We start from the raw sequence: 11,835 nt of genomic DNA on the forward strand, positions 1-11,835 counted from the left end.
GGCGCTGGCCGACTCGCTGGTGAGCTACACCAAGGAGCCTGACCCGGAGCTCACGCTGGTCGTCGTGCACAACGGCGGGAAGCGCAACGACGCCCTGCTGAAGGCGTTCAAGGCGGCCGGAGCGGCGGTCGACGAGTGCCCGAAGATCAGCTCGGCGGGGGAGCGGGTCGCCTTCGTGCGCAACGAGGTGCGGTTCGCCGGCGGCAAGATCACCCCGGATGCGGTGACCGCGTTGCTGGAGGCGGTGGGCAACGACCTCCGCGGGCTGTCGGCCGCCGCCAGCCAGCTGGTGTCGGACTTCGGTGGGGTCATCGACGCCGACGCCGTCGCTCGCTTCCACCGGGGCCAGGCCGAGGTCACCGGGTTCACCGTCGCCGAACGGGTTCTGGTCGGTGACATGGCCGGCTCGGTGGAGATGCTGCGGTGGGCGCTGGACCGCGGGGTGGCCCACGTGCTGATCGCCGACGCGCTGGCCGACGGGGTGCGCACTGCGGCCCGGGTCGCCTCGCTGAACACCACCAACATCGGTGAGCTGGCCCGCCAGCTCAAGCTCCCGCCGTGGAAGGTGAAGAAGGCGCAGGCGCAGGCGCGGGGCTGGAGCATCGACGGGCTGCAGCAGGCGATCGGGGTGGTCGCCGAGCTCAACGCCGACGTGAAGGGCGCTGCCGCCAGCGCCGACTACGCGCTGGAACGGGCGGTCCGCCGGATCGTGGGCATCCGCGCGGCCTCGGCCGGCGGTCGGGCCCGCGCGCTGCGCTGACGTCCCGGGCTCACCGACCGTCCACCCCGGCCCGGCGTCGTCGCCGACGGCTCGCTCGGTCGGAGCTGGGTACCCGGAGGACGAGACGGGTCCAGAGACGCGACGAGCCCCCTCCCGGCAGGGAGGGGGCTCGTCGCGGAGCGGTGCGCGCAGCTCAGAGGCTGGCGACCTTCTTGGCCAGCGCCGACTTGCGGTTCGCAGCCTGGTTCTTGTGGATGACGCCCTTGCTGGCGGCCTTGTCCAGCGCCTTCGAAGCGGTCGCGAGGGCGGCCTCGGCCGCTGCCTTGTCCCCGGCGTCGGCGGCCGTGCGGAAACGCCGCACCTGCGTCTTCAGGGCGGACCGGACAGCGACGTTGCGCTGACGAGCGATCTCGTTGGTCTTGATCCGCTTGATCTGGGACTTGATGTTCGCCACGCGTGAGCCTCGGATGTGTCGCAGGGAGGTGTACTTCTGACAGTGCGTCCACGGCACAACGAAGCGCAGCGCGGACCGGCCTCACAAGATACCAGCCCGCCGTCGGTGACCCAACCGGGCAGGCGCAGGGCGGCTGCTCCGGAGGCGCCGGACGACGTCGTCCCGGGCAATCGCTCTACCGGGGCGGAGTCCGTGGGACGATGGGCGCACTGTGACGACTCCTGCCTCCACCGATCCCGCCCGGATCCGGAACTTCTGCATCATCGCCCACATCGACCACGGCAAGTCGACGCTGGCCGACCGCATGCTCGAGGTCACCGGGCTCGTCGAGGGGCGCAACATGCGCGCCCAGTACCTCGACCGGATGGACATCGAGCGCGAGCGCGGCATCACCATCAAGGCGCAGAACGTCCGCCTGCCCTGGACGCCCCGCACCGGCGACGACACCGGCACCGAGTTCGTGCTCGACATGATCGACACCCCGGGCCACGTCGACTTCACCTACGAGGTCTCCCGCTCGCTGGCCGCCTGCGAGGGCGCCGTCCTGCTCGTCGACGCCGCCCAGGGCATCGAGGCCCAGACGCTGGCCAACCTCTACCTGGCGCTGGAGAACGACCTCACGATCATCCCGGTGCTCAACAAGATCGACCTGCCCGCGGCGCAGCCGGAGAAGTACGCCGCGGAGATCGCGCACATCATCGGCTGCGACCCCGACGACGTGCTGCGGGTCAGCGGCAAGACCGGGCAGGGCGTGCCGGAGCTGCTCGACCGGATCGTGCAGGAGATCCCCCCGCCGACCGGCGACGCCGATGGCCCCGCCCGGGCGATGATCTTCGACTCGGTCTACGACATCTACCGCGGCGTCATCACCTACGTGCGCGTCGTCGACGGCCGGATCTCCGCCCGGGACAAGATCAAGATGATGTCGACGGGTGCCACGCACGAGCTCCTGGAGATCGGCGTCATCGCACCCGAGCCCAAGCAGGTCGCGAGCCTGGGCATCGGCGAGGTCGGCTACTTCATCACCGGTGTGAAGGACGTCCGCCAGTCCCGCGTCGGTGACACCGTCACCCTCCAGCACAAGCCGGCGACCGAGTCGATCGGCGGCTACCGCGACCCGAAGCCGATGGTCTACTCCGGGCTCTACCCGATCGACGGCAGCGACTACCCGCTGCTGCGGGAGGCGCTGGACAAGCTGCTGCTCAACGACGCCGCGCTGACCTACGAGCCGGAGACGTCGGCGGCCCTGGGCTTCGGCTTCCGGGTCGGCTTCCTGGGCCTGCTGCACCTGGAGATCGTCCGCGAGCGGCTGGAACGCGAGGCGGGCATCAGCCTGATCTCCACCGCACCCAACGTGGTGTACCGGGTGGTCATGGAGGACGGCTCCGAGATCACGGTGACCAACCCCAGTGACTGGCCGGGCGGCAAGCTGGGCACGATCTACGAGCCGATCGTCAAGGCGACGATCATCGCGCCGAGCGACTACACCGGCGTGATCATGGAGCTCTGCCAGGGCCGTCGCGGCCAGCTCGGTGGCATGGACTACCTGTCGGAGTCCCGGGTCGAGCTGCGCTACACGCTGCCGCTCGGCGAGATCATCTTCGACTTCTTCGACGCACTGAAGTCGCGCACCCGCGGCTACGCCTCCCTTGACTACGCGGAGGCGGGGGAGCAGGAGTCGAAGCTGGTGAAGGTCGACATCCTGCTGCAGGGCGAGGCCGTCGACGCCTTCTCCGCGATCGTGCACGCCGACAAGGCCTACAGCTACGGCGTGCTGATGGCCGGCAAGCTCCGTGAGCTCATCCCGCGCCAGCAGTTCGAGGTGCCGATCCAGGCCGCCGTCGGTGCCCGGGTGATCGCCCGCGAGACCGTCCGCGCCATCCGCAAGGACGTGCTGGCCAAGTGCTACGGCGGTGACATCAGCCGCAAGCGCAAGCTGCTGGAGAAGCAGAAGGAGGGCAAGAAGCGGATGAAGATGGTCGGCCGCGTCGAGGTCCCCCAGGAGGCCTTCGTGGCCGCGCTCTCCACCAACGAGTCGACCGCCGCCAAGCCGAAGTGACCGGGCGGGTCAGCGGTCGGCTGCTGGCGGTCTGCGTGTCCGGGGCGGACCTGCTGCCGCTGCCCGACAAGCGCCCGAACCGCTCCGGCATCGACAAGAAGCCGGTCGCCGGGCGGGTCGCCGTCCACCCGCTGGGGCTGGAGGGCGACGTCCAGGTCAACCGGAAGCACCACGGCGGGGAGGGGCAGGCGGTCTACGCCTACGCCCAGGCCGACGCCGACTGGTGGGAGGCCGAGCTCGACCGGGAGCTGCCGCCCGGACGGTTCGGCGAGAACCTGCGCACCGCCGGGCTCGACCTGCGCAACGCGGTCATCGGCGAGCAGTGGCAGGTCGGGACGGCGCTCCTCCAGGTGACCGCCTGGCGCACCCCGTGCGCCAACTTCGCCCGCTTCTGGGGCGTGCCCGACCTGGTGAAGCGGTTCGCGGCGCACGGTGCCACCGGCGCCTACCTGCGCGTGCTCGAGACCGGCGACCTGGGCGCGGGCGACGCCGTGGACGTCGTCTCCCGCCCCGACCACGGGATCACCGTGGAGACGGCGTTCCGGATCGTGATGACCGAGAAGGCCCGGCTGCCCGAGCTGACCCCGATCCTGCCGTTCCTCGCGGACAAGGACCGGCCGGTCCTGTCCGCCAAGATCGAGAAGCGGCTCGCCGTTCGGGTCTGACCGGTCAGATCGTGAAGACGATCTTCCCGGCGGTGCGGCCCTCGAGCATCCGTGCGAAGCCGTCGCGGGCCTCCGACAGCGGCAGCTCGACGTCGATCTGCGGCCGCACCCCGGTGATCCGGCACATCTGGATGAGGTCGTCGAGCTCGTCCCGGGTGCCCATCGTGGAGCCGATCACCGACAGCTGGGTGAAGAACACCCGGTTCAGCTCCGCGCCGGGGTTGAAGCCGGTGGTCGCCCCGCAGGTCACCACCACACCGCCGGGCTTGAGCGACTTGATGCTGTGCGACCAGGTGGCCTCACCGACGGTCTCCATCACGCCGTCCACCCGCTCGGGCAGCCGGGCGCCGGTCTCGAACGCCAGGTCCGCGCCCAGCGCGAGCGCCGCCGCCCGCTTCTCCTCGCTGCGGCCGGTGACCCAGACCCGGTAGCCGGCTGCGCTGCCGAGCTTGATCAGCGCCGTGGCCACGCCACCACTGGCCCCCTGCACGAGGACCGTCGACCCGGGGCGCAGCCCGGAGCGGACGAACAGCATCCGGTAGGCGGTCAGCCAGGCGGTGGGCAGGCAGGCCGCCTCGGCGAAGGAGAGCTCGGCCGGCTTGGGGACGACGTTCCGCTTCGGGACGACGACCCGCTCGGCCATCGTCCCCTGGTGCACCTCGGAGAACAGCGACCGCTTCGGGTCCATCGTCTCGTCACCGGTCCAGCCCGGGCTGGCGACGACGCCGTGCACCACGACCTCGTTGCCGTCCGGGTCGGTGCCGGCCGCGTCGGTGCCCAGGATCATCGGCATCCGCTCCTGCGGCAGGCCGATGCCCTGGAGGCTGAACAGGTCGTGGTGGTTCAGCGAGACGGCCTTCACCTGGACCGTCGTCCAGCCCTCCGGGGCTTCCGGCTCCGGCCGGTCACCGACCTCCAGCACGGAGAGCGGGTCCTCAGGGGCGGGGGTGGCGACGAACGCAGCGAGCATGAGCGGACGCTAACCGAGTGCCGCCGACGCTGCGACGTGGGTCACCCCCGCCCCCGGGGTGGTCCGCTCAGCAGGTGACCCGTTCCTGCCGGATGTCGGCGTCGTCCGGCGCGTTGAGCGTGAGCACCGCCGACCCGACGTCGGGGACCACGGCGAGCATGCCGCCGGTGACCCGGGCCGGGCGGACCTGCAGGGTGACGGTGCAGCCCATCTCGTCGGTCCAGGAGTGCTCGGTGACCTCGCCCTGCCCGGTCCAGGCCAGGTGCACGACGGCGTACCCCCGCACCGTGCCCTCCGCGGAGCTGCAGTCGTAGCGGAGCCAGCCGGTGGCCCGTGCGGACGCCAATCCGGTCACCTGCGCCGGCACCGAGCCCTCGGTGAGGCACTCGTGGCCTCCGATGAACACCTCGCCCCGGGCGAACGCCGGCACGCCGGCCGGTGCGTAGGCCTCGAACAGGCTCTCCGCGCCGCCCTCGCCGGTCCGGTTCTCGCCGTACAGCAGGGCGGTGGCGTAGCCGATGGCACTGTCCGGCGGCCCGCTCCCGGAGTCCGGGTCGGGCGGCGCTGCCGCGGCCGGGCCGGCCCCCAGCAGGAGCAGCGCCAGCCCGGTGCTGCCGCAGATCCGGGATCGTGTGGTCGTCCGCATGACCTGTCCTCTCGACGGGCCGGTCGATCAGCGGGCCGCCTCGTGGCGGGCCGCGGGCCCGCCGGGAGGATGGCAGTGGTCGGGTCCGGTCGGGGACGTCGTCCGGCGCGGGAGTGACCGCTCGCCCGGCGCGTTGCCGGGGACACGCTGGGCGCCCCCTGGAGCTCAGCGGACGACGACGGCGAACTCCTGCTGGGCGACGAACTCACCGATCACCGGGGCGCCGGGCACCTCGCCGCCGAGCAGCAGCCCGCCGGAGGTCTGCGCGTCGGCCAGCAGGAGCGCCTCGTCCTCGCCGACCGCCGACAGGTCGGCGTGCGGACGCACCCAGTCCAGGTTCCGCCGGGTGCCGCCGGAGACCCAGCCGTCGGCCAGCGCCTGCCGGGCCCCGGCCAGGTAGGGGACGGCGGCGGCGTCGACCACCGCGGTCACCCCGCTGGCGCGGGCCATCTTGTAGAGGTGGCCGAGCAGGCCGAAGCCGGTGACGTCGGTGCCCGCCCTGATCCCGGCGGCGACGGCGGCCACCGACGCCTCGGCGTTGAGCGCGGTCATCGAGGCGACCGCCTCCGCCGACACCTCGCCGGTGTTCTTGTGCCGGCTGTTCAGCACGCCCACGCCCAGCGGCTTGGTCAGCGACAGCGCCGTCCCCGCGACGGCGGCGTCGTTGCGGATCAGCCGGTCCAGGTCGACCAGGCCGGTGACCGCCATGCCGTACTTCGGCTCGGGGTCGTCGATGGAGTGGCCGCCGCCGACGTGACAGCCGGCCTCGTGCGCGACCTCGAGGCCGCCGCGCAGCACCTCCGCGGCCAGCTCGGCCGGCAGCACGTCCCGCGGCCAGCCCAGCAGGTTCACCGCCATGACCGGGATGCCGCCCATCGCGTAGACGTCGGAGAGCGCGTTGGCCGCGGCGATCCGGCCGAAGGTGTACGCGTCGTCGACGACCGGGGTGAAGAAGTCGGTGGTGAGCACCAGCCCCTGGCCGCCGGCGATCCGCACCACGGCGGCGTCGTCCCCGTCGTCCAGGCCGACGACCAGCTCGGCCGCGGGGTGGGTCGGGCCGGTGGCGGTGAGCCCGGCGACGACCGCCTCGAGCTCGCCGGGCGGGATCTTGCAGGCGCAGCCGCCACCGTGCGCGTACTGGGTCAGCCGGACGGGCGGTGCAGTGGCGGTCACGGTCGTCGAATCTATGCCGCCGCCCGGCGGACGGGCTCGGCGCCGTCACCCGAGGGTGTGCGGCGCCACGTCCGGGGTCCCCGGGGACGTCGCGCTGTGGCAGTCTCCCGGAGGACCAGAGCGCCGAGGCCGGGAACCCCCCGGGTCTGCCGAGTCAGCGCCGGAGGGCCTGGTCGCAACGGGAGGAACGGGCACGTGGTCGCCACACTGCACGACGTGGCCCGCCTTGCGGGGGTCTCCTTCAAGACGGTGTCGAACGTGGTGAACGACTACCCGCACGTCCGCCCCAGCACCCGGCAGCGCGTGCAGGAGGCCATCGCGGAGCTGGGGTACCAGCCGAACCTCTCCGCGCGCAGCCTCCGGTCGGGCCGCAGCGACGCGATCAGCCTCGCCGTCCCCGAGCTGCGGCTGCCCTACTTCGCCGAGCTCGCCGACGAGGTGATCCGGGCGGCCGAGCGCCGGGGCCTGGTGGTGCTCATCGAGCAGACCAACCGGGACCGCAAACGGGAGCTCGACCTGCTCGGCAGCGCCCGGCTCCGGATGGTCGACGGGCTGCTGTTCAGCCCGCTGGGGCTCAGCGCCGAGGACGCCGCGCTGGTCGAGATCGACACCCCGCTGGTGCTGCTCGGGGAGCGCCTCTTCCACCCCTCCGTCGACCACGTGACCATGCAGAACGTGGCGGCCGCACGGGCTGCCACCGAGCACCTCCTCGCCCGCGGTCGCCGGCGCATCGCGGTCGTCGGGTCCCACCCCGGCGAGGTCATCGGCTCGGCCGGGCTGCGCCTGCAGGGGTACCGGGCGGCGCTGGACGCGGCGGGCATCCCGTTCGACGAGCGACTGCTGGGCCCGGCCGAGCTGTGGCACCGCCGGGAGGGTGCCGAGGCGGCGCAGGCGCTGATCTCCTCCGGGGTGGACTTCGATGCCGTGTTCGCCTTCAACGACACCCTCGCGCTGGGGGCCATGCACGCCCTGATCGCGGCCGGCCGGCGGGTCCCCGACGACGTCGCGGTGATCGGCTTCGACAACACCGACGACGGCATGTTCTCCCAGCCGACGCTCACCACCGTCGACCCGGGGCGCCGGGAGATCGCCGAGCGGGCCGTCGAGGCGGTCGTGCAGCGGATCGCCGACCGGGGCATCGCCCCGCAGCACGTGGAAGTGGGCTACTCGATCGTCCAGCGCGAGTCGACCTGAGACCTGGATCGCCGGGCGTCCGGTCCGGGCGCCGTCCCCGGGACGAGCGCTTGAGGCGGTCGCTCGGGCGGTCCCGCGGCGTGCCCGCCTGCCACGTCGGCGCGTTGCGAAGTGCCCTCTTGACACCGGTCGTGGGATGGACCACATTGCTCTTCACAACGTTGTAGAAGGTGCTCCACGGCACAGTCGCCAACGTGTGCGGCGCTCCGGCGCCTTCTCCCGGTCACCACCCAGCGACCGGGTGGACCAGCGCGCGGCGCTGGGCGACACCCTCGCCCACTGCAGCTCGTCGCACCTCGCTCCACCGGGAGCCGGACGTGCAGCCGGCTCCAGCCACCGACGACGGCGTCCGTGGCCGTCACTCCGAGAGGGACCTCCCGTGAACAAGAAGATCATGACCGCACTGTTCGGTGCGGGGACCGTCATGACCAGCCTCACCGCCTGTGGCGGCGGCGGGGACGGCGAGGCCGCCGCCAGCGGCGGCGGCGGTGGGTCGTGCAGCGTGCCGATCGCCAACGCGGACGCGCCGGTCGTCTCCGTGTGGGCGTGGTACCCGAACATGAAGACGGTGGTGGAGAACTTCAACGACACCCACACCGACGTGCAGGTCTGCCTCACCAACGCCGGCCAGGGGGCCGACGAGTACGCCAAGTTCCAGACCGCCGTCTCGGCCGGCCGCGGCGCCCCGGACGTGATCATGCTCGAGACCGACACCGTCCCGGTCTTCGCCCTGCAGGAGGCGCTGGTCGACCTGAGCGAGCACGGCGCCAGCGAGGTCGAGGGCAACTTCGGCGAGGGTGCCTGGCGCGACGTCTCCAGCGGCGATGCGGTGTACGGCATCCCGATCGACGGTGGCCCGATGGCGATGATGTACCGCCAGGACATCTTCGACCAGTACGGCATCACCCCGCCCACCACCTGGGACGAGTACCGGGCCGCGGCGGAGAAGCTGAAGGCGGCCGGTGGGCCGCTGATGGGCGACCTCCCGGCGAACGTCCCGGCCCCCACCGTGGCGCTGATGCAGCAGAACGGCGCGGAGCCGTGGACCTACGACTCGGCGAACCCGACCGAGCTGGAGATCGACCTCAACAGCCCGGAGAGCAAGGAGGTGCTGGACTACTGGGCCGGCCTGGTCGAGGACGGGCTCATCGGCACCCAGGACCAGTTCACCACCGAGTACATCTCCGGTGCGATCAACGGCGACTACGCCACCTACATCTCCGCCGCCTGGGCGCCCGGCTACCTGACCGGCGCCGGCGCGGGTGAGGGCGCGGACGCGGGCACCTGGCGCGTCGCCCCGCTGCCGCAGTGGGACCCGGCCAACCCCGTCTCGGTCAACTGGGGTGGTTCGGTCCTCGCGGTGACCAGCCAGGCGGAGGACCCGGAGCTGGCCGCGCAGGTGGCGATGGAGCTCTACGCCGACGAGCCGTCGCTGACCGACGGGTGGACGTCGCAGACGATCTTCCCGCTGAACCAGTCGGTGCTGAACTCGCAGGAGTTCATCGACCACCAGTCGGAGTTCTTCGACGGCCAGACGGCCAACAAGGACGTCTACATCCCGGCGGCGAACGCCTACGAGGGGTCGACCTACAGCCCCTTCGGCACCACGTTCTACGCCCAGTTCACCGAGGAGATCGCCGCCATCAACGCCGGTGAGAAGACCGGCTCGGAGGCGCTGGACGACCTGCAGGCGGAGATGGAGGCCTACGCCGAGCAGCAGGGCTTCACCCTCAACTGAGGCGGTCGGCCCAGCCGGACGACTCCGTCCGGTCCCGGAGGGGGCGCAGCGCCCCCTCCGGGACCGGACACCCCCACCTCCCCAGGACGAACGAGAGCGAGACGGTGATGGCAACGCTGGACACGGCAGAGCGGCCGGTGCCTCCGCCGGCAGGCGCCACGGCGGCCACCGGACGGCGGGGCACACCCCGGCGCAAGCGGCGGGGCAACCGGATGGTCGGCTGGCTGTTCCTGGCCCCGTTCGCCGTGGTCTTCCTGCTGTTCCTGGTCGGCCCGCTGGTGTACGCCTTCTACCTCAGCCTCTTCACCAACGGCCTGGCCACGGGCGAGGAGTTCGCCGGACTGGCCAACTACAGGCGGGCCTTCACCGACCCGGCGTTCCTGTCCGGCGTCTGGTTCGTCGTGCGCTTCGCCGTCGTGGTCATCCCGGCCCAGATGCTGGTCGCCCTGGTCGCCGCGCTGGTGCTCGACTCGCTCACCAGCCGCTTCGCCAAGTTCTCCCGGCTCATGATCTTCGTGCCCTACGCGATCCCCGCCGTCATCGGTGCAGTGCTGTGGGGCTTCCTGTACAGCCCGAACTTCGGGCCGCTGGAGCAGCTGTTCGGGGAGAGCGCACCGTTCCTGCTGAGCCCGGACAACCTGTTCTACGGGCTGACGAACGTGGTGACCTGGCAGTGGGCCGGCTACTACATGATCATCATCTACGCGGCGCTGCAGGGGATCGACCCGGCCATCTACGAGGCCGCCCGGATGGACGGCGCGAAGGCCTGGCAGATCGCCACCCGGATCAAGATCCCGATGATCAGCGCGGCGCTCGTCCTGATCCTGGTGTTCGCCGTCATCGGCACCCTGCAGTTCTTCACCGAGCCACAGGTGCTGCTGCCGATCTCCAACGGGTCGATCACCACCGACATCACCCCGAACGTCTACGCCTTCAACCTGGCGTTCCGGTTCGCCCAGTTCAACTACGCCTCGGCCATCTCCTTCGCCCTGGGCATCGTGGTGTTCATCGGCGTCTACGTCTTCCTCTTCCTGACCCGCAAGCGTGGGGGGTTCCTCAAGTGAGCGTCCTGTCCAGCCCCGTCCGCGCCGACGACGCGGTCGACGCCCCCCGGGAGCGCCGTGCCCGACGCCCGCGTCGGCGTCGTACCGGCTCGCACCTGTTCCTGGCCTTCCTCGTCCTCTACTTCGTGCTGCCGCTGTGGTTCCTCGTCGTGGCCAGCACCAAGACCCCCGGCGGGCTGTTCAACTCGCCGAACGGTGCCCTGTGGTTCGGGGAGGACTTCGCTCTCTTCGACAACCTCTCGACGCTGTTCACCTACAACGACGGCATCTACGTCAGATGGCTCGGCAACTCGCTGCTCTACGCCTTCGGTGGCGGCATCGGGGCCACCGTCCTGGCCGTGCTCGCCGGGTACGCGTTCGCCAAGTTCGACTTCCCGGGCCGCCGGGTCTCCTTCGCGCTGCTGCTCGGCGCGGTGATGGTGCCGATGACCGCGCTGGTCATCCCCACGTTCGTGATGCTGTCGGAGGTCGAGCTCACCAACACCCCGTGGGCGGTGATCCTGCCGTCGATGCTCAGCCCGTTCGGCGTCTACCTGATGCGGGTCTACACCGCCGACGGCGTGCCCGACGAGCTGCTGGACGCGGCCCGGATGGACGGCGCGGGGGAGTTCCGGACGTTCTTCCAGGTCGCACTGCCCCTCATGCGCCCGGCGATCGTGACGGTGCTGCTGCTGTCGGTCGTGGGCACCTGGAACAACTACTTCCTGCCCCTCGCCGTCCTGTCGGACTCCGAGCTCTTCCCGATCACCGTCGGGATCAACCTCTGGCAGGGGCTCGCCGGGGCCAACAACGGCGGCGGCGTCTCGCTCTACACGCTGATCGTCGTCGGGTCCCTCGTGTCGATCATCCCGCTGATCGCGGCCTTCCTCGGTCTGCAGAGGTACTGGCAGGGCGGCCTGTCCATCGGCAGCCTCAAGTAGCTCCCCGGCGGCCCGCCACCGGGCCCCGGCCGGTGCGGCACACGGCCTCGTGCTGCCCGCCCACCTCCCTCTGACGGACCTGTTCCAGGCCCGTCACCCCACCGCGCGGCCCGGATGGACGGCGCGGGGGAGTTCCGGACGTTCTTCCAGGTCGCACTGCCCCTCATGCGCCCGGCGATCGTGACGGTGCTGCTGCTGTCGGTCGTGGGCACCTGGAACAACTACTTCCTG

At 71.4% G+C, this 11,835-nt stretch carries 11 protein-coding genes; 7 read left to right on the forward strand and 4 right to left on the reverse strand.

Annotated elements, in window-relative coordinates:
• On the forward strand, positions 1-760 hold a 760-nt coding region (gene holA / locus G5C62_RS22000), incomplete at its 5' end, for a DNA polymerase III subunit delta (protein WP_164702686.1).
• 154 nt (positions 761-914) lie between these two features.
• Here the strand turns inward: holA and rpsT are convergent.
• The gene (gene rpsT / locus G5C62_RS22005) at positions 915-1,175 is read right to left on the reverse strand and encodes a 30S ribosomal protein S20 (protein ID WP_036336679.1); all 261 of its coding nucleotides are present in this window, start codon (positions 1,173-1,175) and stop codon (positions 915-917) included.
• Between the two features lie 211 nt (positions 1,176-1,386).
• Here rpsT and lepA point away from each other — a divergent pair, with 211 nt between their 5' ends.
• Together lepA and G5C62_RS22015 are read left to right on the forward strand one after the other, a co-directional pair.
• Positions 1,387-3,234, forward strand: a complete 1,848-nt coding sequence (lepA, locus tag G5C62_RS22010; RefSeq protein WP_036336676.1) for a translation elongation factor 4 — start codon at positions 1,387-1,389, stop codon at positions 3,232-3,234.
• Positions 3,231-3,899, forward strand: a complete 669-nt coding sequence (locus tag G5C62_RS22015) for an MOSC domain-containing protein (RefSeq protein WP_164702687.1) — start codon at positions 3,231-3,233, stop codon at positions 3,897-3,899. The genes lepA and G5C62_RS22015 overlap by 4 nt, the downstream gene beginning before the upstream one ends.
• 4 nt (positions 3,900-3,903) lie before the next feature.
• Here G5C62_RS22015 and G5C62_RS22020 read toward each other — a convergent pair whose 3' ends face one another.
• From G5C62_RS22020 to selD, 3 genes are all read right to left on the reverse strand, one after another.
• Entirely contained in the window at positions 3,904-4,869 is a 966-nt protein-coding gene (locus tag G5C62_RS22020) for a zinc-binding dehydrogenase (RefSeq protein WP_164702688.1), read from the reverse strand.
• Positions 4,870-4,936: 67 nt separating this feature from the next.
• Positions 4,937-5,515 (reverse strand): hypothetical protein, encoded by a 579-nt coding sequence (locus G5C62_RS22025; protein ID WP_164702689.1) that lies wholly within the window; start codon positions 5,513-5,515, stop codon positions 4,937-4,939.
• A gap of 165 nt (positions 5,516-5,680) precedes the next feature.
• Complete coding sequence (gene selD, locus G5C62_RS22030) at positions 5,681-6,688, reverse strand: selenide, water dikinase SelD (protein ID WP_036336668.1); 1,008 nt, start codon at positions 6,686-6,688, stop codon at positions 5,681-5,683.
• A 216-nt stretch (positions 6,689-6,904) separates the two neighbouring features.
• Between selD and G5C62_RS22035 the strand changes: the two genes are divergently transcribed.
• From G5C62_RS22035 to G5C62_RS22050, 4 genes are all read left to right on the forward strand, one after another.
• Entirely contained in the window at positions 6,905-7,882 is a 978-nt protein-coding gene (locus tag G5C62_RS22035; protein WP_206330785.1) for a LacI family DNA-binding transcriptional regulator, read from the forward strand.
• A 379-nt stretch (positions 7,883-8,261) separates the two neighbouring features.
• Positions 8,262-9,620, forward strand: coding sequence for an extracellular solute-binding protein (locus tag G5C62_RS22040; protein ID WP_206330786.1), 1,359 nt, complete (start codon positions 8,262-8,264; stop codon positions 9,618-9,620).
• 107 nt (positions 9,621-9,727) lie between these two features.
• Positions 9,728-10,684: a carbohydrate ABC transporter permease gene (locus G5C62_RS22045; protein WP_164702691.1), complete on the forward strand. Its 957-nt coding sequence runs from the start codon at positions 9,728-9,730 to the stop codon at positions 10,682-10,684.
• Complete coding sequence (locus G5C62_RS22050) at positions 10,681-11,604, forward strand: carbohydrate ABC transporter permease (protein WP_206330787.1); 924 nt, start codon at positions 10,681-10,683, stop codon at positions 11,602-11,604. The genes G5C62_RS22045 and G5C62_RS22050 overlap by 4 nt, the downstream gene beginning before the upstream one ends.
• Positions 11,605-11,835: the final 231 nt, after the last annotated feature.

It is taken from the genome of Modestobacter sp. KNN46-3, from assembly GCF_011039295.1.

Coding starts and splice junctions, on each gene's coding strand:
- G5C62_RS22045 (WP_164702691.1), top strand. CDS start 9,728: ATGGCAACGCTGGACACGGCAGAGCGGCCGGTGCCTCCGCCGGCAGGC.
- G5C62_RS22020 (WP_164702688.1), bottom strand. CDS start 4,869: ATGCTCGCTGCGTTCGTCGCCACCCCCGCCCCTGAGGACCCGCTCTCC.
- G5C62_RS22025 (WP_164702689.1), bottom strand. CDS start 5,515: ATGCGGACGACCACACGATCCCGGATCTGCGGCAGCACCGGGCTGGCG.